The sequence below is a fragment of the Saccharopolyspora sp. NPDC045941 genome (assembly GCF_056431445.1).
In genome coordinates this window covers 11872-30987 of sequence record NZ_JBWKKU010000019.1, presented here as the reverse complement: position 1 = coordinate 30987, position 19116 = coordinate 11872, and the positions used below count along the sequence as shown (strand labels likewise).

Below are 19116 nucleotides of genomic sequence, written 5' to 3'. Positions count from 1 at the left end.
GCGGAACCTCCTTAGATCACCTGCCGGGACTGCGCCCGTAGCTCGTCGGTGAACCTACGGAACCCACGGTGCAACGCGCCATGCGCCGATGCTGCGATCTTGTACATCGGCGAGGTGTGCCCCTCGTGTTCTGCTCCGAACGCGGACACGAACTGCACATCGTCGAGTGCCAGCACCCGCCACGTCGGCAACATGTCGTAGAAGTACACCTCGACCTGAGCGCCGGTTTGCTCGCGCAATTCTCGGAGTCGAGCGACGCACAAGCTGACGCCAGAAGCGAACGATTCGTGCGCTTCGCCGACCTCTGTAGCGCGACGCTGGGCGGCTGCGCTCTCCGGATCCAGGAGCAAAGCCCGGAACACGGGACGATTCTGGGCAACGGTGGCGCGGAGCAGCGAGTCGTTCATGCCGATGATGCCGAGCCCCCGCACAGCGAGGATGTCGATCGTCCTGGCTGCCGAGGCCGCCTCCTGATCTCCGGTGTGGCGTCAGACTGCGACCGGTAGGCAGCCAGCATCTCAGCACGTCCGATCGGTCCAAGATGATCAAGTCCGGACGGATGCACCGGGGCGAGCCCGAGTAGTACTCGAGTCTCGTCGGGCATGGCGAGCCCGTCTGCTATACGCTCGAACACCTCGAATGCGGTCACTGTGCGGGTTCCCCGCAAGATCTCAGAGATCCGGCCTTGCAGGATGCCAGTCGCCATTGCCAACTGCGTCTGACTCGCTCCGGTACCGCGCCGGATTGCCCGAAGGATGGCGGCGACGTCGCGCCGCTGACACGCCTGCCGCATGTCGTCCCCGTTCCACACGGACGGGGGAATAATCAATGTCTCCCAGGTGGCCATCAGGAAACTTATCTCACAGTGAGATAACCGGAGTGATATGGGCTAACCGGGCGAAACTGGCGATGTTCAAGGCATGCATTACACGCTAGCGATGTTGCTCGGGCTGCTGGCCTGGTCGGTGATCTTTGTCCCGCTGTTCGTCATGTGGTGGCTGCCCGGGCACCGAGAAAAGCAGGCACTCAAAGCTGCGGCCAGGCGTCGGGACGAACGGCTTCGCCGTCGTGCTCCGGGGCGTGCAGCGTGAAGGGCCGGCGCTCAGGGTCGGTGATCCTGGCGCGGCTGCGGCCGGAGTTCGCACCGTCGGATCGGCCGCCGGAAGTGCATGCTTACCGCGTTGACGATCCGGCCGTGTGGGTGTCGCCCTGCGGCGACAGGATCGCGCCGGGCGACGCCGAGATAGTCAAGTCGTTCACGGGCAGTCCGTGCCCGCAGTGCTTGATGCTCGCTGCACTCGCCAGCGACGCGCCCCTGGTCGCTCGAAACGAGCTCGAACACTGTCCGCTGCGGCCGGAGCTTCCGCATACGTCCCCGGAAGACTTCGTTGTCGACGAGTACGGGAACGGAACCGTCTCCATGGGGCTTTGCGGCAAGATCGGGTGAGGGCCGAACAAACGGCCGCCGACCGACTGGCCGATGTGCCTCGACTGCATCGAGATCGCGAGCAAGGGGAATCCCCTGCCATGGCAGTGACACACCGCCGAGCAGACAGTCCCGGTTTTGCTCAGCAAGCGGATCTTCGCTACGAGCGCGAGACGGCAACAGGCGTCGATCAGAAGGCCCGGTCGACCGGGAATCCCCATCCGCCGAAGCAACAGCCGTGGCCGGGTCCCGGTCAGGCGAGCGTCGCGGACCAGTCCTCGATGCTCGTCACGACCTGGGATCGGGCGAAGGGATCGGGGCGGGGTGCACCGGTGCTCCTCCTCGCCCGGCCGTCGAGGAGGAGCACCGTCGTGCGGGTCGGGACACATCCCGCCCACGTGTGAATTCCCGCTTCAGAACCAGCTTTTCGACCGCAGCTCGTACCACTGGCCGCACCGCGACTCCGCTCGGCGGTACGCCCGCGCGAGCCGGTGCCGGTACCGGCCCGCGCCGACGACCAGGCCGGCCAGGACCCATGCCGCGGCCACCGCCCCCGCGACAGAAGTCAACACCGGCATTCCCTCCGCTGGCTATCTCACCGGGATCCGTCGGCCGTGACCGGCTGCTTCGGCGCAGCCGCCCGCCCGTGGTCCCCGCGCAGCGCGAAGGCCGACAGGCAGCTGACGCCGACGAGCAGGAACGCGCCCGCCACGACCAACATCGGGACGAGGAGCTGGTAGGCGAACCCGAGACCGCCGAGCACCGCGATGGCGATCGTCATGCCCACCTGCCTGCTGGTGTTCAGCAGGCCGGACGCGGCACCGGAGATCTCCGGCGGGCACAGGTGCATCGCCTCGGCGCTGAGCAAGGACGCCAGCAGTCCCGACGGCACACCGATCAGCGCGGTGGCCGCCAGCGTCGCGCCCAGCGATCCGGTCACCGACAGCCCGGCGACCGACGCACCGCCCACGCCACCGATCAGCGTGGCGGTCAGGATGATCCGGCGCCGGACCCCGGGCGTGACCCGGCTCGCCAGCAGGTTCCCGCACAACCACGCCACGCAGCACGGCAGCGCGGCGTAGCCCGCCTGCTCGGCGTTCAGCCCGTGCTCCTGCTGCAGGAAGAGGGCCAGGACCAGCAGAGAACCGTAGGACCCGATCTGGTAGAGGCCACCGGAGAGGATGACCAGCAGGTACGGGCGGTGGGTGAACAGCGCGCGCGGCACCAGCGGCGTCGTGGCCTTCGCCTGGGTCAGCGCGAGCGCGCCCAGGGCCACGGCGAAACCGACCAGCGCGGCCACCACCACGGGGTTGGCGAACGACGAGTGCGCGCCCTCGATCAACGATCCGGCGAGGAACGTCAGGGCGAGGCAGAACAGCAGCTGCGGCAACACGGTGAAGCGGCGCTCGGGAGCGGCCACCGGGTCGCGGAAACCGCGGATCAGCACCAGCGCGAACGCGCACACCGGGATGTTGACCAGGAACAGCCACCGCCAGCCCACGAACTGGGTGATCAGGCCGCCGGCCAGCGGTGCGGTCGCGATGGCCACGCCGCCGACCACGCCCCACCCGCCGATGGCGCGGGCGCGCCGGGTCAGGTCGGGGATGCCCTTGGTGAGGATGGACAGCGTCATCGGGAGCATGAAGCTCGCGCTGGCGCCCTGGAGCACGCGCGCGGCGATCAGCTGCCAGCCCGACATCGGCAGCGCGCACAGCAGGGAGGCGACGGCGAACACGGCCGTCGACACCCGGTACACGCGGGCGACGCCGAAGCGGTCACCGGCGACGCCCGCCGTCAGCAGGAAGACGCACAGCGGAATCGTGTAGGCGTCGAGGAACCACTGCTGTTCGGCCTGCGACGCCTGCAGTGACGCGGTGATGCTGGGCAACGCCACGTTCACCGAGGACGCGTCGAAGGCGACGAGGAAGTTCCCGATGCTGACGGCCACCACACCGGCGGCCGTCAGCCGGGACGCATAACTGCTTTCGTTCATCAGAAGAGTTCAATCCGTTCCGGCGGTTTTCAAAGATGATTTCGCCGATGGCTTGCGTGGCGGTGCGAGTAGCGGCCCCCCTGCGGGAGTTACGGCCGCCGTCTGGACTCCGGGATCCCCGACTCATGTATGACCAATACACGGCGCTGGGGCTGTCCTCGCCAAGAACCCCGACGGGGTGGGCGCTGCCTGAGAACCCGCGGCGGTGCAAGCTGAGTCCCGCACCGCATGCGGCCGGCGACGCATTCCGAAAGGACCTGTCAGACGCCGACCACGGTGGCGCGGTCGGCACGCTCGCGGATGACCTCCAGCGCGGTGGTCTGAACGTCGTTCAGCCGCACCATGTCCGCGTAGAACGCCTTGATCTGCGCCGCGAGCCGGTCGTACTCGACACGCTTGTGCTGGTACAGCTCGTCCATCTGCTCGGCGAGGCGGACGTAGATCTGCTGGATCAGCTCGTCGTCCTTGAGCATGACCGGGTCCGCGCCGGCCTCGGCGAGGATCTGCTTGATGTAGACCGGGAACAGGCCGATCCGGTTGAGGAAGTAGTCCACCGGCCGGGACACGCCGAGGTAGTCCGGCACGTTCACGATGCCCGCGTTCTCGTTCTCCACCAGGAAACCGCTCACCGCCCGGTACGGGTCCGGGGTGGCCAGGAAGACCTCCTCGGAGAGCCGCGCGGCGGCGGAGAGCTTCTCGATGTCCAGCGCCGCGGCCTCGACGGTGATGTTGCGCTCGGCGAAGACGGCGGCGATCGACTCCAGCTCGGCGAGCCCGGCCCGGTTGCCGACGCCGGCGACGCCGCCCTCGATCATCTGGAAGCCGTGGAAGACCGACACCAGCGAGTTCGCCGTGCCGATGCCGCGGTCGTTGTGCCCGTGCAGGTAGAAGGTGAAGTCCGGGTTGTCGTGCACCAGGTTGGCCGCCAGGATCGCGGTCGCGTCCGGGAGCAGGGTGCCGACGGAGTCGTTGATCCGGACCAGCGAGATCCCCTGCTGGCGGCAGCGCTCGATCTGGTCGTTGAGGTGGGCGTACTTGTCCTCGTCGACGGTGCCGGAGAAGGCGTTGAGCAGGCTGGACCGCAGCCGCCCCACGCCGATGGAGCGCAGCCGCTCGGCGACCCGTTCGAACAGCTTGTTCTCGCTGTCGATCTCGATCATGCCGATGCTGACGTACATCTCCTTGAGGTACTCGCGCGGAATGTTGCGCTCCAGCTGTTCGCACAGCGGTTCCCACGTCTTCAAAGTCAGGTTGAACGAGAATTCCGTCCGCTCCGGAATCCTGCCCATCAAGTACTTCGCGTCCAGCACGTTGCGCACGAACGCCGCCTCGGTGATCCCCGAGCCGACGTCGATGTCGGTGACACCGGCGCCGGTGACCGCCTCGATCAACCGCAGCTTGCGCGAATCGTCGGCGCCGAACGGAGCACGCTCGCCTCCTTCGCGAAGCGTTTCATCCGAGATCGCTCGAATTGAAAAGTCGTTGTAACGCGGCTGATGTCCCTCCGGAAACGACAGCATGAAGCCGATCCCTTTCAGGTGGTTGGAGTAGGCGGTCACCGTTGACCGCAGGCGACATTACATCGCGCCCGTTCGGACCTCTAATTAAACTTTCTAATGGTCTGATCAGAACCGATTGTTCCGCGCCTGCCGTCCGAGGGCGGCGGACAGCTCCACCGGCTCCGCGAGCCCGTGCCGGCCCGCCTCGGCGGCGACGAATTCGACGAACCGGCGGACCAGCGGGCTGGTGTCGCTGTTCAACCAGGCCAGGGAGATCTCGCCGGTCGGGCGCTGGCCGGCGAAGGGCCTGCAGACGGCGCCGCCGGACGCGGCGCGCTCGGCCAGCGAGCGGTCCAGCACCGCGACTCCCGAACCCGAGCAGACCGCGTCGATCACGTTGGCGTAATCGGGTTCGACGGAAGTGATCTCGGGCACATCGTGCCCCCAGACCTGTTCGACGACGCGGTCGTAGAACTCCGGGCCGCTCTCCCGCTGCCACATCACGACCGGCTGCGCCCGGAACTCCTCCCGCGTGACGCGGTCGCGGGCGGCCAGCGGCGAACCGGCGGGGAGGACGGCCACGAGCTCCTCCTCCCCGATGACCCGGCAGTCGATGTCCGGGAGACCGGGAGGGGTGCGCACGAAGGCCACGTCGGCCTTGCGCGAGCGGAGCTCGGCGACGTTGTGCGACGCCCACCCCGCGATCGTCACCACGTCGACCTCGGGGTGTTCGCCGCGGAAATCCTCGACGAGCCGCCGCTGTCCCAAGTGGACACCGGCCCTGCTGTACAGCACGCGAATCCGGCCGGAGCTCCCGCCCGCCACCTCCCGGATCGTCCGGGCTATCCGCTCGGACCGCCGGAGGATGCAGGTCGCCTCGCCCAGCAGGATCTTCCCGGAGTCGGTGAGGCGAACCCCCCGCCTGCTCCGGACGAACAGCTCCGCGCCGAGGAGGCGCTCCATGGAGCGGATGCCCTGGGAGAGCGCCGACTGCGTGACGAACAGCCGCTCGGCGGCCCGGCCGAAATGCAGCTCGTCGGCCAGCGCGATGAAGTAGACCAGGTTCCGGGAAATCAGCGGGTTGGTTAACCTCTGCGTCTCATCCCACAACTCGGACATGCTTCGGCACCTTTCCCAGAGCTGGCCGTGAAATGAACCCCAGCGGAGAAGATTACCGCACCGGTCCGATCCTCCGGATATTGCAGCCGAAGCGCGACGGCGGCCGTCCCACATCCGCCGAATAGAGCATCCGGGACGACTGGACGGCCGCCGTGAAACCGGCGATCAACGCAGTTCCGCCCGTTAGCCGATTTTCCCGGACAGTGCGCGGATTCACACTTTCCGAGCAATGGAAAACGTCCGGTCCCCGATGATCTTCCGACCCGTTACGACATTCAGGTAGAAAATACGATCATTTCGATGAAAACGCTTGAGCCCGGCGCCGGGCCGCACCCGCCGAACTGCGCCGGCGCCGCCCGTGCAGCGTTGCGCGGATGTTTCAGCTGTCCCGCGACGCTGCTGCGGGAGGCATCCGGAAGGCGACGATCAACGCGAGGACGACGACCACGGCCATCGCCAGGAACGCATCGGAGTAGGCAGCCCCGGCCTGGCCGCCGTAGAAGGGGTTGATGGCGTTGCTGCCGCTCTGCAGCCTCGCGGCGACCAGCACGCCGAACAGGGCCGGGCCGGCGCCGGCGCCGAGGAACTGCGCGCCCTGGAGGATTCCGAGGCCGACGCCCACCTGATCGCCCGGCAGCGCGCTCGCCGCGGCGCTGATGATCGGCGTGATCACGAAGATGAAGCCGACGCTGAGCCCGAGGATGCCGATCCCGGCGGGGATCACCGACGCGCCACCCGTGGCGGTCGAGAGGAACAGGGCGCACACCCCGATCGTCGCGAGCCCGGCCAGCACCAGGGACCGGGTGCCGATGCGGTCGGCGAGGCGGCCGATCAGCGGCGAGAGGACGGCGACGGCGACCCCGGCCGGGATCATGACCAGGGCGCCCGCGCCCGGGGCGAGGCCGTTGACGTCGACCACCAGCAGCGGGACGAAGACCAGGCCGCCGAGGTTGACCGCCATGGCCAGGAACGCGACGACGACCGCGGCCCGGTAGACCCGGTTGGCGAACAGCGCGGGCGGGACGAAGGGCTGCGCGACGCGAGCGGTGCGCCACCCGAACAACGCGATCGCCACGACCGCGACCAGGAGACTGCCCCAGGAAAACGGCGCGCCGAAACCGGCCACCTGCGCCTGGGTGATGCCGAACAGGACCAGCCCGGCGCCGATTCCCAGCAGGACGCCACCGAAGAGGTCGAAGCGACTCGCCCCCGCCGGAGGCTCGCCCGGGAGCACGCGCAGCGCAGGGGGAAGCAGCACCAGCGCGACCACGAGCACGAGCCAGAACAGCGCGGGCCAGCCGAGGAACTGGCCGAACCCGCCGCCGATCGCCGGCCCGGCGGCGGTGCCGATACCCGCGGCAGCGGAGACGACGCCGATCCCCATCCCCCGCTCGTCCTCTGGCATCAGCCTGGTGACGGAGATGATCGCCAGCACGGGTATCGCGGCCGCCCCGACGCCCATCACCATTCGGCCGAGCACGAGCACGAGGAGTTCCGGGGCGAGCGCGCAGACCAGGCTCCCGACCGCGTAGGTCACCAGGGCGAAGGCGAAGAGGCCCCGCAGGCCCAGCCGGTCGGAGAGGCGGCCGTAGAGCGGGATGCCGACCGAGAACATCAGCAGGAATCCCGTGACGACCCAGGCCAGTTCCGCTTCGGACGCGCCGAACTCCGCGCCGATCGACGGGAGCACGAGGTTGACCATGTCGCTTGCGGTGACCGTGACGAGGATCGCCGGCATGAGCACTGCCAGCAGGGCCCGTCCGGTGCCGGTTCGTCCCGGCTCGGTCGACGTGGATGTCATTCGACGCACTCCTCCGCGAGATTTACCGCAACCATCATGGTTGCAGTTTGGGCGAAAAGAACGGCGGAGGAAATCTCCTCCACCGTTTCCCGGTCAGCTGTTCCGCAATGCGACTTCGCGCTCGCAGGCCAGCACCTTCCGGACCAGGTCGGCGATGGTGGTCCGGCCGAGCCGTTCCTCCATCGCCCGCTCCGCGTCCCGGAACTCCGCCTCCAGCAGGGCCTTCATGTTGCGCCCCACCTCGCACTCCGCGCTGGGCGGATGGGGGTGCCGCGACAGGACCGGCCCCGCCTCGACGGCTATGTACGCGTCGTAGAGCGTGATCTCGCGCGCGGCGCGAGCCAGGGACCACCCGCCGCCGCGCCCCTCGGTGGACAGCACCAGGTCGGCATCCCGGAGGCCGCCGAGGATGCGCCGCACGAGAACCGGGTTGCTCGCCAGGCTTTCCGCGATTTCCGCCGAGGTCAGCGATCGGTCGTCCCAGCGCGCCAACATCGTGAGCGCGTGGATCGCGACCGCGCTCCTGCTGCTGAGACCCACCACAACCCCTTCGCGACGCCTGCAGAACTGCAACAAAGCTAGTTGCAGTTCGATCACCTGTCAATTCCCCCGCAACGTCGCCACGGCCACGGGTTCACGCCGCCGCGCACAACGACTCCCGGCCGACCACATTCGTCCACAATGGATTACGACCGGTCCCGGCCCGGATCGGATGATCCGGGCCGGGGTTCACCTGCCGGTCAGCTCGACAGGCCGGCGAACATGCCGGGGTCGTAGGAACCTCCCCGCGTGCGCGTGATCACGCCGAGCCGGTTCGAGGCGTTGATCATGGCGACCAAGGAGACCAGCGCGGCGACCTGGTCCTCGTCGTAGTGCTCGCACACCTGGGCCCAGGTCTCGTCGGACACCCCGTGGTGGGCGTCGGCCAGCCGGGTGCCCTCCTCTGCGAGCGCCAGCGCGGCCCGCTCGGCCTCGGTGAACACGGTGGACTCGCGCCAGGCGGCGACCAGGTTGAGCCGGACCGGGGTCTCACCGGCGGCCGCGGCCTCCTTGGTGTGGACGTCGACGCACCAGCCGCAGCCGTTGATCTGGCTGGCGCGCAGTTCCACCAACTCCTGGAGGGCCTTGGGCAGCGACGACTCCCGGATCGCCAGGCTGACGTTGTAGATCCGCTTGCCGATCTTGGCGCCGACCTCGTTGGTCATCAGGTTGATGCGGGGTTCCATGGCTTCGTCCTCGCTCGTGCAGTGGTGTGCCGCGCGGATCGTTCGCGCGGCGTCTTGACGACCATGGAGATGCCGGCGGCCCGCTCCTCGTGACAACGCGGCAGTGTGATGCACGACACCGCTCACGGGTGTCACAAAGCGGCCGGGGCCGGCGCCTTGTGCGTGTGACAGGGTCGAGGACGAACAGACAGGAGCCGGCGATGAACGAGCTCAGCGAGCCGACCACGGACGCGGCCGAGCCGCTCGCGCGCGGCGACCGCATGGGCGCCGCCACCGAGGGGTTCGTTGCCCACCGCAACCTGCTGTTCACCGTCGCCTACGAGCTGCTCGGCTCGGCCGCCGACGCGGAGGACGTCCTGCAGGAGACCTGGTTGCGGTGGGTGGACGTCGATCTCGACGTGGTGCGGGACCAGCGCGCCTTCCTGGTCCGGATCGCCACGCGCCAGGCGCTGAGCCGGCTGCGCTCGCTCGGCCGCCGCAAGGAGTCCTACGTCGGCCCCTGGCTGCCCGAGCCGCTGCTCACCGCGCCGGACGTGGCCGAGGACGTCGAACTGGCCGACAGCGTCTCGATGGCGATGATGCTGGTGCTGGAGACGCTCTCGCCGACCGAGCGGGCGGTGTTCGTGCTGCGCGAGGTGTTCGACCTGGCCTACGACGAGATCGCGGAGGCAGTCGACAAGAGCCCGGCCGCGGTCCGCCAGATCGCGCACCGAGCACGGGCTCACGTCGCCGCGCGCCGCCCGCGCGGGGCCGTTTCCCCGGCGCAGGCGCAGGACGCGCTCACGGCGTTCCAGCGGGCGGTCGAGACCGGCGATCTGCAACGCCTGCTCGACATCCTCGCGCCGGACGTCGTGCTGCTGACCGACGGCGGCGGGGTCGTGCAGGCCGCGCTGGCCCCCTTCGTGGGGGCCAAATCCGTGGCCCAGGTGCTGGGCAAGATCGCCGCTGCGTCGCTGCGCCCGGCACAGGTCAACGGCCACCCGGCGCTGCTCCTGCGGCACGAGGGCGAACTCGACACGGTTCTGGCGGTGCGCATCGAGGACGGCCTCATCGCCGGGCTCTACGCCGTGCGCAATCCCGAGAAGCTGTCGCACATGGCGCGGGAAACCGCTCTGCGCCGCTGAATCCGGCGGCAGCGGTCAGCAGGCTTCGTCGCACTCTTGCAGCCCAGCGATTACGACCAGCTGTTCGCGCCCGGCGCGGTTTTCCCCGGCGTGGGTGGTGGAAGCCGCACCGTGCGGCTGGAAAGCGCTCGGCTGTCGCTGCCCACCGGCCGCGTCGTGGCCGCCGAGCCCGGGTATCTCGGTCTCGACGACTACTGCGGCTTCACCCAGACCGTGCCGCCGGGGACGTATCCGGTCGTGCTCGCCGTCGTGGAGTACCGGTACTCGCCGGACGCCGCCGACGTCGACGAGAGGGTGGCGGCCGCCCGGCTGGTGTGGCACGGTGAACGACACTCCCGAATGGTCATCGCGGTTGTTCCACTGGAACGACTGACGCGCGAAAGGTACTCCGCGGCGGTGACACCCGCCCGCGGATCGCCCCCGGGAGTTCCCCCCGCGGGCACACCCGATCCCGAATCCCCCGGTGATGCCCGAAGAAGCGGCCAGGACATCCGCACCCGGGCAGAGCCAAAGTGTCCTCAATGGATACGGTGGTTCCGATTTCGCCGTTATGCGGGAAGCACTTTCGATCCGGGTTCGCTGCCGAGTGCCTATGATTTCGAGCGCGAGGCCGCTGCAACCGAGGCGCGAACGCGACATCCCAGCGACAGGCGGACGCCCCGATCCAGGTGGGAACGGGGCGTCACGAGGATCGGCGGGCGGTCAGATGATGCCGATCCACCTGCAGACCCTGCGCGAGAACACCCGCGCGGTCCGGTTCTTCGAACGCATGGGCTTCGCCAAGCACGGCCCGACTCCGCTGGTCCCCGGCATCAGGCAGGACGGCGAGCGGCTGCACCAGCAGACGATGGTCTGGAACCCGTGATGCCGCGGGCGGGAGCTTCCCGCCGCGAGGTGCGGAGGTGGATGCGCTCGCCCTGCTTCCCGAAGAGGCTGAGCACCTCGACTTCGCCGCGTCCGGCGGCGCCGAACCAGTGCGGGATCCGGCAGTCGAACTCGGCCGCTTCGCCGGCCCCCATGACGAAATCGTGGCCCCCCAGCTTCACGCGCAGTCGCCCGCGCAGCACGTAAAGCCACTCGAAGCCCTGGTGGGTGCGCAGGTGGGGCTCTTCGTCGTGCGCGGGGATCGTCATCTTGTACGCGCGCGGTTTCCCCTGGTGCCGCGACAACGGGATCAGCACCCGGCCGCCCGCCTTCGCGGGCTGCTGCGGCACGCGCGGATCGAGCATCCGGGGCGCGGAGACGATCTCGTCGAGGGGGACGCCGAGCGCCGCCGTGATCGGCAGGAGGAGCTCTAGGCTCGGCTTGCGCTGCGCCGATTCCAGGCGCGACAGGGTGCTGGTCGAGATGCCGGTGGCTCGCGCGAGAACGGACAGGCTGACGCCCTTCTTCTCGCGGACGCGCCTCAGCCGCGGCGCGATCTGCTCGATCACGGCGCCGACGCTCGGGTTGTCGTCCATGCGGGCAGTCGACCAGATCCGTCCCGGAATCGGCAACGTTGTTTGCTGAAACCGCGAAGACCACCGATCCTCCCGGTGGAGGTGGTCCGAGTGGACACGACTGTTGATTCGACTGTGGATTCAATGAGGAAACCGTCGCGGAGCGGAAGCTCCGAAAGGTTGCCCGCCGGTGTGTACCTGCTGGGTTTCAGCCTGTTCGCGATGGGAAGCGCGGAGTTCCTGCTGGCCGGAGTGCTACCGGCGGTCGCCGCCGATCTGGAGGTCACGCTCTCCTCCGCCGGGCTCCTGATCACCGCGTTCGCGCTGGGCGTCGTGATCGGCGGCCCGCCGTTCGCCGTGCTCAGCCTGCGCTGGCCGCGCCGCACCGCGCTGGTGGTCACCCAGGGCGTCTTCGCGGCCGGCATCGTGGCCGGGTTGCTCGGCGACTACGAGATCTTGCTGGTCACCAGGGCGATCTCGGGCATCGCCTACGCGGGTTTCTTCGCCGTCGCGTCGGTGACCGCGATCGGCCTGGTGACACCGGACCGCAACGCGCGCGCCTCCGGAGTCGTGGTCAGCGGTCTCAGCGTGGCGATGGTCGCCGGCGGCCCCGCGGGCACGCTGCTGAGCCACTTCACCGAATGGCGCGGCGGTTTCTGGGCCGTGGTGGTCCTCACCGCCGCCGGGATGGTCGGCTGCCTGCTCGGGCTCCCCGGCTCCCCGGGCGCCGAGCGGACCGCCGCGCCGAGCGTGTCGCGGGAGCTCGCCACGATGCGGAAGCCGGTGCTCTGGGGCATCTACGCGATCACGATTCTGACCACCGCGGCGTACATGATCACGTTCAACTACCTGGCCGCCATGCTCGCCGGGATCACCGGCGTCCCCGAGGCGTGGATCCCGGCCGTCCTCGCGCTGTTCGGGATCGGCGCCTTCGCCGGGCTGTCCGTCGGCGGCCGCGTCTCCGATCGGCGCCCCCACGTCGCGCTGCTCACCGGCGCCTCGGCGATCGTGATCCTGTCCGTCGCAATGGTTTTCGCGATCCAGCAGGTCTGGGCGGTGGTGCCGGCGGTGTTCCTGCTGGGCGTCGCCGCGTTCGTGCTGAACCCGGCCCTCTACGGGCGCGTCTTCGCGATCGCGGCCGATGCGCCGACGCTCGCCGGTGCCACCACCGTGTCGGCGTTCCAGCTGGGCATCAGCATCACGCCGGTCCTGGCGGCCGCCTCGCTCGCGCAAGGGGCCGCTCTCACCTCGGTGTGCTTGATCGGCGCGGCCCTCGCCTTGGCCGCCATCCCGCTCGTCCTCGTCGACCGGGCGCGAAAAAACCGCTGAACGCAACGCATGGCGGCCGGCACGACGCCAGCCGCCATGCCTGCACCTAGGCCGCGCGGGCGAGCACCTGGCCGATCGTGCGCGCCCCGTCGGGGAAGGCGCCGGGGTTCGGCCGCGCGTAGTTGAGGCGGATGTACTGCCCCGTCGGTTCCGCCGGGAACCACTCGCTGCCCGCGCCGATGATGACGCCCGCCGACTTGCATTCCTGGATGACCCGGCCGAGATCGACGGCGTCCGGCAGCCGCGCCCACAGGTTCAGCCCGCCCTGCGGCACGGCTTCCAGCTGCACGCCGTGCGCGTGCTCGCGGAGGCTTTCGACGAGCAGGTCCCGGCGGGTTCTCAGCTCGTGGCGGAGCCGGCGCAGGTGGGTCCGCCAGGCGGGTTGCGTGACGACGTCGAGCGCGACCGCCTGCAGAACACCGCTGACGTAGATGGATTCCGCCTGCGCATCCGCGAGGATCCGCTTGCGCGCCGGGCCGCGCGCGATCAGCCCGGCGACGCGGACCGCCGGCGAGACGCTCTTGCTCAGCGAGCGGATGTAGACGACGTGCCCTCCGTCGTCCTGCGCCGCGACCGGGCGCGGGTCGGCCGTCATGCCGAAGTCGTGCGCCGCGTCGTCCTCGATGAGGAACGCGCCGTGCTGCCGCACCGTGTCCAGGACCCGACCTGCCAGCTCCGGCGACCACAGCGCCCCCGTCGGGCTGGCGAAGCTGGGCTGGGCGTAGAAGGCACGGGCCCCGGACTGCTCGAAAGCGCGCGAGAGCACGTCGGGATCGGGACCGCCGAAACCGCTGGGCACCGGGATGACCTGCACGCCGACCTGGGCGGCGGCCAGGATCGCGCCCCAGTAGGTCGGCGACTCCATGAGCAGCGGCCGCCCGATCCCGACGAGAGCGCGGAAAGCGGTGCTCAGCCCGCCCTGGCTGCCCGGGATGACCACGACGTCGCTCGGCGCGACCGGGGTAGTTCCGGCCGGGGTCGCCGACTCCAGTTCGGCCGCGAACCACGACTGCAGTTCCGGCAGGCCCGCCGTCGGCGGCCTGTCGACCAGCGCGTCGGTGCGGGCCACGCGGGTGAACGCCGCGCGGACCAGGCGCTCCGGCAGCAGCGCGCGCTCGGGATATCCCGAATGCAGCGCGATCACGTCGTTCGGCGCGGACTGCAAAGCCGTTGGCAGCTCCGGGATCCGGTGGTTCGGCGCCCCGAGCGCCGCCGTCTGCCACCCGAAATCGTTCGGGCGGGCAACGCGGGCGGCGCGGACGAACGTGCCGACGCCCGGGCGGCTCTCCACCACGCCCTGCGCGACCAGGCCGCTCAGCGCCTTCTGCACGGTGACCGGACTCGCTCCGTGCTGGGCGACCAGGGAACGCGTCGACGGCAGCTTCGCCCCCGGCGGAGCCGCGGCGATCCACTGCCTCAGGGCCGCAGCGATCCTCGCCGGACTGCTATCGTCAGACATGAGTAACAACGATAGCGCTACTATTACCGCAACGCCAGTGCTATCCCCGTCGGGGACCGGGCTCTGGTGGGGCCTGCTCGGGGTCGCGGCGTTCTCCTTCACCGTCCCCTTCACCCGCGTCGCCGTCGAAAGCGGCGGCATGTCACCGCTGTTCATCGGCTCCGCCCGCGCGGTCATCGCCGCGCTGCTCGCGGCCGCCGCGCTGGCGATCACGAAGCAGCGCCTGCCCCGCGGCATCCAGTGGGGCCGGGTAGCGGTCGTCGCAGGCGGCGTGGTGGTGGGCTTCCCCGTGCTGACCTCCGTCGCTCTCACCACTGCGCCCGCAAGCCACGGCGCCGTCATCATCGCCGTCCTGCCCGCCGCGACCGCCGTGATGGCCGTGATCCGCGGCCACGAGCGGCCCCCGATGGCGTTCTGGATCATGGCGGCCGTGGGCGCGATCGCCGCGGTCGTGTTCGCCGCGCTGCAGGGCGGCGGGCTCAGCTCGCTGCACTGGTCCGACCTGCTGCTGTTCGGCGCCGTCGTCGCGGCCGCGATCGGCTACGCGGAAGGCGGGCTCCTCGCCCGCGAACTCGGCGCCTGGCAGACCGTGTCCTGGGCGCTGGTGCTCTCCGCGCCGCTGATGATCGCGCTCACCGGCATCTCGATCGCCGGGCAGGTCCCGAGCGGCACCGCGACCGAATGGGCCGCGTTCGCCTACCTCGCCGTGGTGAGCATGTTCCTCGGCTTCTTCGCCTGGTACCGAGGGCTGGCGGTCGGCCCGATGGCACAGGTCAGCCAGGTCCAGCTCGCCCAGCCGGTGATGACCATCAGCTGGGCCGCGCTGTTCCTGCACGAAGAGCTCACCTGGCCCACGGTCCTCGGCGGCATCGCGGTGATCGCCTGCGCCGCAATCGCCGTCCGGTCCCGACTCGGCCAGACCGCGACCAAGCGCTGAGCACTCACCCCGCGGGTCCCCAGTTTCAATTGAAACTGGGGACCGACCCACCACGCGTGGCCGCGCAACGGCCTGAAACGTCTTCTGAAGTCGGAGTTTCCTGGCGGCGGATTATCCGGTGATCAGGTAGCCGGATCCGCGGACGGTTTGGATCAGCGGTGGGGCGCCGAGTTTGCGGCGCAGGCGGCCGATCACCACGTCGAGCACGTTCGACGCCGAGTCCGCCGCCTCGTCCCACGCGTAGTCGATCAGCTCCGGACGCGACAGCGGCTTGCCGGGCGAGGTCATCATCCGCTCCAGGACCAGGAACTCCTTGCGGGTCAAGGTGAGCAGCACGCCGGCCCGGCGCACCTGGTGGTTGCCGCCGTCGAGCTCGACGTCCGCGCAGCGCAGCACCGCCGGCCGGCCCGCCGTGGTGCGCCGGCACAGGCCGCGCACCCTGGCCACCAGCTCCGCCATCGCGAAGGGCTTCACCAGGTAGTCGTCGCCGAGGCGCAGGCCGTCGATCCGGTCGGCCAGGCTGTCCCGCGCGGTCAGGAAGAGCACCGGCACCGGCCAGCCTTCCGCGCGCTTGCCGCGCACGTAGTGCAGCGCGTCCCCGGCGGGCAGCATCCGGTCGAACACCGCGCAGTCGTAGGCGTTCACGAACAGCGCCTCGTCGGCGGCGGGCAGGTCGGCCGCGACGTCCACCGCGAACCCGGCGCCGCGCAGGGCCCCGTCGAGCGCCACCCGCAAGTTGTCGTCGTCCTCGGTCACCAACACCCGCACAGGTGCACGCTAGCGCGCTGGCACCGCCCGCATACCGGCATTGGCGAGACCGGGCCGGATCACCCCGCCTCGTCCATCAGCCAGCCCCGGTCCGCCGCCTTGACCCCGGCCTGGAACCTGCTGCGCGCGCCGAGCCGGTTCATGATGTCGGCCACCATCCGCCGGACGGTGCGGACCGAGATGCCCAGGCGGGCCGCCGCCGACTCGTCGGTGCTGCCCGAGCAGAGCAGGGTCAGCAGGTCGCGCTCCCGGCTCGTCAGCACCGAAACGTCGCCGGATTCCGGCAGATCGGCCGGGGTGAGCGGCACCGCGGACCGCCAGATCCGCTCGAACAGGCCCACGGTCGCGGTGACCACACTGGGCAGCTGGAAGAACGCCGCGCCCGTGGCGCTCCCGGCGTTCGAGCGGTCCGCGGGCAGCACCGCGGACGTCCCGTCGACCACCACCGCCTCCATCGGGACCTCGGCATCGGTCCGGACCTCCGCCCCGGCGAGCGCCAGGCCCGTCAGCGCGCCGGAAAGCCGCACCGCGTCGGGCGCCAGCACCCGGTACCGCACGCCGTGGCGCAGGTTCGCGCCCGACCGGCGCAGCGCACCGATCGGCCAGGACTGCGCGCCGACGGCCATGACCAGCACCTCGCTGGTGGCCGAGGCCAGGAGCGCGTCCATCCTGGCGCGGCCCGTCGCCGGACCGCTTCCCCCGACCAGGCTGAGCCGGCCTGCTGGCTGGTCCTTCATGACGGGCACCTCCGTTGAGCGGTGGGAATCGGATTGCGCGGCCGCGGCCCGCTGCTCCCCCGAGCAGGGCTTCCCGGCGCGCCGCAACGAGTTCCGGCCCGCGGCCGGTTCATGCCAGATCGGGCCGATCGGCTGACCTGCGCCCGTCCTCGGGTTAGCGTTCAGGGGCGCGGCTCGCATCGCGTCCCCCGGCTCGAGGAAGGTGTTCCGCGCGGTGTGCGCACCGGGCGGAGCGGGTGGCTGGAACTGCATGACACCGACTTTCCTCCGCACCACATGAGGTTTTGATGACACGGATCATGGTCGTCGAGGACGACGAGAACCTGCGCATCGCGGTCGCCGCGAAACTGCGCACGTCGGACGTCGAGGTCGACGCCTGCGGGGACATCAAGACCGCGGATCCGGCCCTGCGCGAAAACCACTACGACTGCGTGGTGTTCGACCGGATGCTGCCGGACGGCGACGCCATCGACTACGTCCACGCCAGGCGGCAGGAGGGCTGGCACGCGCCGGTGCTGTTCCTCACCGCGCGCGACGCGCTCGCCGACCGGGTCGCAGGGTTCGAGCACGGGGGCGACGACTACCTGGTCAAACCGTTCGCCATGGCCGAGCTCGCCGAGCGGGTGGCCAACCTCTGCCGCCGGGCCGGTATCTTCCGGCCCACCGTGCTGAGCCACACCGACCTCGTGATGGACTGCGCGCGTCGCGAGGTGCGCCGGGCGGGCGCGCTGCTGACCTTGACGAACAAGGAGTTCGCCGTGCTCGAATACCTCCTCACCAGGGCGGGGCGAACGGTGGGACGGGCCGATCTGATCGAGCACTGCTGGGACGAGCAGACCGATCCGATGTCCAACGTGGTCGACGCGACGGTCCGGAGGTTGCGCCGAAAGCTGCGCGAACCCGAGTTGATCCACGCGGTGCGCGGCGTCGGCTACCGGCTCGGCACGTCGTGAACCACTCCGCAGCGGACCGGCTGCGCAGGCTGCGCTGGACGCTCACCGCGCTGTTCACGGCGATGAACGCCATCGGGCTCGTGGTGCTCGCCTGGTTCGTGATCAGCGAGGACGGCAAGCGGGGCATCGAGCAGACCGATGCCGAGCTGCACCGGATCACCTCGTCGGTCAGCAGGCTCGTCGGCTTCGACGAGGCCATCCAGTTCAACCTCGTCAACGCCGACGTGCTCAACGAGGGCTGCCCGCAGTTCGCGATCCTGCCCGGCGGCGCACCCGCCTTCCAGCCGCACCTGTCGGACCGGCAGTGCGTGCCGGTGGACGTCGGGGTGCTCAACGGGCTGGCGGCCGCGGCCGTCGGCGCCGGCAACCTGGTCTCCGGCTACCAGGAGGGCACCGGCGGCGAGCCGGTCAGGGTGCGGGCCGAGCCGCTGATCAGCCGCGACGGCACCTACATCGGCGCGGTGGTCGCGGTCGCCGACGCCCGCCCGGAACAGCAGCGGCACACCGAGCTGGTGCTGGTGGTGATCGGCGGCTGCGCGGTGCTGATCGGCGGGCTGGGGGTCGCGAGCCACCTGTTGTCCGGACGCTCGATCCGGCCCGCGGCAGCGGCGTTGCAGCAGCAGGAGGTGCTGCTCGCCGAGACGGCACACGACCTGCGGACGCCGGTGGCGGCGCTGCGCGCGCTCGCCGAAACCGCGCTCGACAACCCGGCCCAGCGCGCCGATCTGCTGCCGCGCACCGTCCAGCTGGCGGCGCGGATGGGCAGCATCATCGACGACCTGCTGGCGCGGGCGCGGCTCGCGGCCGGGGTGGAGCAGCTGACCATCCAGCCGGTCTGGCTGGACCAGCTGGTGGTCGGCGTCGTCGAGGACACCCGGACCGACGGGGCGCAGGTCACCGTGACCGCGGCACCGACCAAAGTGGACGCCGACCCGGTGCTGGTGCAGCGGGCGATCGGAAACCTGCTGGACAACGCGATGCGGTACGGGCGGCAGCCGGGTGCGGACGCGATCGTGCACATCACGGTGGCCGGCGGCACCGTCACGGTTGCCGACCACGGCCCCGGCATCGACGCGGAGGCGGCGGTGGACGCCTTCGACCGGTTCAGCAGCACCGGCGGATCGTCCGGGCTGGGCCTGTCGATCGTGCGCTGGGTGGCCCAAGCCCACAACGGAACGCTGGCGGTCTACAACGCCGACGAAGGTGGCGCGATCTTCGAGCTACGCCTCCCGCTGAGCGCATCCTGACCAGATGCCCAGTTTCCATTGAGGTTTTTCCAACCTCGTTCTGCGTGGCGGTGCGGGTA

General features: G+C 70.1%; 20 protein-coding genes and 1 pseudogene. 8 read left to right on the top strand and 13 right to left on the bottom strand.

Annotated features, from left to right (window positions below; translation table 11 throughout):
* Positions 1-11: 11 nt before the first annotated feature.
* Together AC07FN_RS17480 and AC07FN_RS17475 are read right to left on the bottom strand one after the other, a co-directional pair.
* Positions 12-407, bottom strand: a complete 396-nt coding sequence (locus AC07FN_RS17480; protein ID WP_478396542.1) for a hypothetical protein — start codon at positions 405-407, stop codon at positions 12-14.
* Positions 404-706: a hypothetical protein gene (locus AC07FN_RS17475; protein WP_478396630.1), complete on the bottom strand. Its 303-nt coding sequence runs from the start codon at positions 704-706 to the stop codon at positions 404-406. Before AC07FN_RS17475 ends, AC07FN_RS17480 begins: the two co-directional genes overlap by 4 nt.
* 381 nt (positions 707-1087) lie before the next feature.
* On the opposite strand from AC07FN_RS17475, the gene AC07FN_RS17470 reads away from it, so the two are divergent.
* Positions 1088-1447: a hypothetical protein gene (locus AC07FN_RS17470; RefSeq protein ID WP_478396541.1), complete on the top strand. Its 360-nt coding sequence runs from the start codon at positions 1088-1090 to the stop codon at positions 1445-1447.
* Positions 1448-1839: 392 nt separating this feature from the next.
* On the opposite strand, the gene AC07FN_RS17465 is transcribed toward AC07FN_RS17470, so the two are convergent.
* The 7 genes from AC07FN_RS17465 to AC07FN_RS17435 all read right to left on the bottom strand — a co-directional run bounded on the left by AC07FN_RS17465 (position 1840) and on the right by AC07FN_RS17435 (position 9064).
* The gene (locus tag AC07FN_RS17465; RefSeq protein WP_358566475.1) at positions 1840-1998 is read right to left on the bottom strand and encodes a hypothetical protein; all 159 of its coding nucleotides are present in this window, start codon (positions 1996-1998) and stop codon (positions 1840-1842) included.
* Positions 1999-2021: 23 nt separating this feature from the next.
* Positions 2022-3419: an MFS transporter gene (locus tag AC07FN_RS17460; RefSeq protein ID WP_478396540.1), complete on the bottom strand. Its 1398-nt coding sequence runs from the start codon at positions 3417-3419 to the stop codon at positions 2022-2024.
* A gap of 260 nt (positions 3420-3679) precedes the next feature.
* Positions 3680-4939 (bottom strand): hypothetical protein, encoded by a 1260-nt coding sequence (locus tag AC07FN_RS17455; protein WP_478396539.1) that lies wholly within the window; start codon positions 4937-4939, stop codon positions 3680-3682.
* Between the two features lie 105 nt (positions 4940-5044).
* Positions 5045-6037: a LysR family transcriptional regulator gene (locus tag AC07FN_RS17450; RefSeq protein WP_478396538.1), complete on the bottom strand. Its 993-nt coding sequence runs from the start codon at positions 6035-6037 to the stop codon at positions 5045-5047.
* 379 nt (positions 6038-6416) lie between these two features.
* A complete protein-coding gene (locus AC07FN_RS17445) occupies positions 6417-7838 on the bottom strand; it encodes an MFS transporter (RefSeq protein WP_478396537.1) in 1422 nt (473 codons plus the stop codon).
* A gap of 93 nt (positions 7839-7931) precedes the next feature.
* Complete coding sequence (locus AC07FN_RS17440; protein WP_478396536.1) at positions 7932-8378, bottom strand: Rrf2 family transcriptional regulator; 447 nt, start codon at positions 8376-8378, stop codon at positions 7932-7934.
* Positions 8379-8578: 200 nt separating this feature from the next.
* Entirely contained in the window at positions 8579-9064 is a 486-nt protein-coding gene (locus AC07FN_RS17435) for a carboxymuconolactone decarboxylase family protein (protein WP_478396535.1), read from the bottom strand.
* Between the two features lie 260 nt (positions 9065-9324).
* On the opposite strand from AC07FN_RS17435, the gene AC07FN_RS17430 reads away from it, so the two are divergent.
* The 3 genes and pseudogenes from AC07FN_RS17430 to AC07FN_RS17420 all read left to right on the top strand — a co-directional run bounded on the left by AC07FN_RS17430 (position 9325) and on the right by AC07FN_RS17420 (position 11053).
* Positions 9325-10188 (top strand): RNA polymerase sigma-70 factor, encoded by an 864-nt coding sequence (locus AC07FN_RS17430; protein ID WP_478396629.1) that lies wholly within the window; start codon positions 9325-9327, stop codon positions 10186-10188.
* A 90-nt stretch (positions 10189-10278) separates the two neighbouring features.
* A pseudogene (locus AC07FN_RS17425) lies at positions 10279-10491 on the top strand (DUF4241 domain-containing protein); the annotation flags it as partial.
* 403 nt (positions 10492-10894) lie between these two features.
* Positions 10895-11053 carry a hypothetical protein gene (locus AC07FN_RS17420; RefSeq protein ID WP_478396534.1) on the top strand — a complete coding sequence of 53 codons (159 nt, stop codon included), beginning with the start codon at positions 10895-10897 and terminating at the stop codon, positions 11051-11053.
* On the opposite strand, the gene AC07FN_RS17415 is transcribed toward AC07FN_RS17420, so the two are convergent.
* The gene (locus AC07FN_RS17415) at positions 11001-11648 is read right to left on the bottom strand and encodes a helix-turn-helix domain-containing protein (RefSeq protein ID WP_478396533.1); all 648 of its coding nucleotides are present in this window, start codon (positions 11646-11648) and stop codon (positions 11001-11003) included. The genes AC07FN_RS17420 and AC07FN_RS17415 overlap by 53 nt on opposite strands.
* Positions 11649-11807: 159 nt before the next feature.
* On the opposite strand from AC07FN_RS17415, the gene AC07FN_RS17410 reads away from it, so the two are divergent.
* The gene (locus AC07FN_RS17410; RefSeq protein WP_478396532.1) at positions 11808-12956 is read left to right on the top strand and encodes an MFS transporter; all 1149 of its coding nucleotides are present in this window, start codon (positions 11808-11810) and stop codon (positions 12954-12956) included.
* Positions 12957-13002: 46 nt separating this feature from the next.
* Here AC07FN_RS17410 and AC07FN_RS17405 read toward each other — a convergent pair whose 3' ends face one another.
* Positions 13003-14415, bottom strand: a complete 1413-nt coding sequence (locus AC07FN_RS17405) for an aminotransferase-like domain-containing protein (protein ID WP_478396531.1) — start codon at positions 14413-14415, stop codon at positions 13003-13005.
* Positions 14416-14452: 37 nt separating this feature from the next.
* Between AC07FN_RS17405 and AC07FN_RS17400 the strand changes: the two genes are divergently transcribed.
* The gene (locus tag AC07FN_RS17400) at positions 14453-15352 is read left to right on the top strand and encodes a DMT family transporter (RefSeq protein WP_478396530.1); all 900 of its coding nucleotides are present in this window, start codon (positions 14453-14455) and stop codon (positions 15350-15352) included.
* A gap of 111 nt (positions 15353-15463) precedes the next feature.
* Here AC07FN_RS17400 and AC07FN_RS17395 read toward each other — a convergent pair whose 3' ends face one another.
* Positions 15464-16120, bottom strand: a complete 657-nt coding sequence (locus AC07FN_RS17395; protein ID WP_478396529.1) for a winged helix-turn-helix domain-containing protein — start codon at positions 16118-16120, stop codon at positions 15464-15466.
* 59 nt (positions 16121-16179) lie between these two features.
* Positions 16180-16857, bottom strand: a complete 678-nt coding sequence (locus AC07FN_RS17390) for a helix-turn-helix transcriptional regulator (RefSeq protein ID WP_478396528.1) — start codon at positions 16855-16857, stop codon at positions 16180-16182.
* Positions 16858-17144: 287 nt separating this feature from the next.
* Between AC07FN_RS17390 and AC07FN_RS17385 the strand changes: the two genes are divergently transcribed.
* Both AC07FN_RS17385 and AC07FN_RS17380 read left to right on the top strand, forming a co-directional pair.
* On the top strand, positions 17145-17810 hold the full coding sequence (locus AC07FN_RS17385; RefSeq protein ID WP_478396527.1) for a response regulator transcription factor: 666 nt from the start codon (positions 17145-17147) through the stop codon (positions 17808-17810).
* On the top strand, positions 17807-19057 hold the full coding sequence (locus AC07FN_RS17380) for a sensor histidine kinase (RefSeq protein WP_478396526.1): 1251 nt from the start codon (positions 17807-17809) through the stop codon (positions 19055-19057). Before AC07FN_RS17385 ends, AC07FN_RS17380 begins: the two co-directional genes overlap by 4 nt.
* Positions 19058-19116 lie beyond the last annotated feature (59 nt).

Excerpts from the sequence above, each read along its gene's own strand:
- AC07FN_RS17460 (WP_478396540.1), bottom strand. The coding sequence starts at position 3,419 with ATGAACGAAAGCAGTTATGCGTCCCGGCTGACGGCCGCCGGTGTGGTG.
- AC07FN_RS17445 (WP_478396537.1), bottom strand. The coding sequence starts at position 7,838 with ATGACATCCACGTCGACCGAGCCGGGACGAACCGGCACCGGACGGGCC.
- AC07FN_RS17435 (WP_478396535.1), bottom strand. The coding sequence starts at position 9,064 with ATGGAACCCCGCATCAACCTGATGACCAACGAGGTCGGCGCCAAGATC.
- AC07FN_RS17455 (WP_478396539.1), bottom strand. The coding sequence starts at position 4,939 with ATGCTGTCGTTTCCGGAGGGACATCAGCCGCGTTACAACGACTTTTCA.
- AC07FN_RS17385 (WP_478396527.1), top strand. The coding sequence starts at position 17,145 with ATGACACGGATCATGGTCGTCGAGGACGACGAGAACCTGCGCATCGCG.
- AC07FN_RS17415 (WP_478396533.1), bottom strand. The coding sequence starts at position 11,648 with ATGGACGACAACCCGAGCGTCGGCGCCGTGATCGAGCAGATCGCGCCG.
- AC07FN_RS17405 (WP_478396531.1), bottom strand. The coding sequence starts at position 14,415 with ATGTCTGACGATAGCAGTCCGGCGAGGATCGCTGCGGCCCTGAGGCAG.
- AC07FN_RS17420 (WP_478396534.1), top strand. The coding sequence starts at position 10,895 with ATGATGCCGATCCACCTGCAGACCCTGCGCGAGAACACCCGCGCGGTC.
- AC07FN_RS17450 (WP_478396538.1), bottom strand. The coding sequence starts at position 6,037 with ATGTCCGAGTTGTGGGATGAGACGCAGAGGTTAACCAACCCGCTGATT.
- AC07FN_RS17430 (WP_478396629.1), top strand. The coding sequence starts at position 9,325 with ATGGGCGCCGCCACCGAGGGGTTCGTTGCCCACCGCAACCTGCTGTTC.
- AC07FN_RS17475 (WP_478396630.1), bottom strand. The coding sequence starts at position 706 with ATGGCGACTGGCATCCTGCAAGGCCGGATCTCTGAGATCTTGCGGGGA.
- AC07FN_RS17390 (WP_478396528.1), bottom strand. The coding sequence starts at position 16,857 with ATGAAGGACCAGCCAGCAGGCCGGCTCAGCCTGGTCGGGGGAAGCGGT.
- AC07FN_RS17480 (WP_478396542.1), bottom strand. The coding sequence starts at position 407 with ATGAACGACTCGCTGCTCCGCGCCACCGTTGCCCAGAATCGTCCCGTG.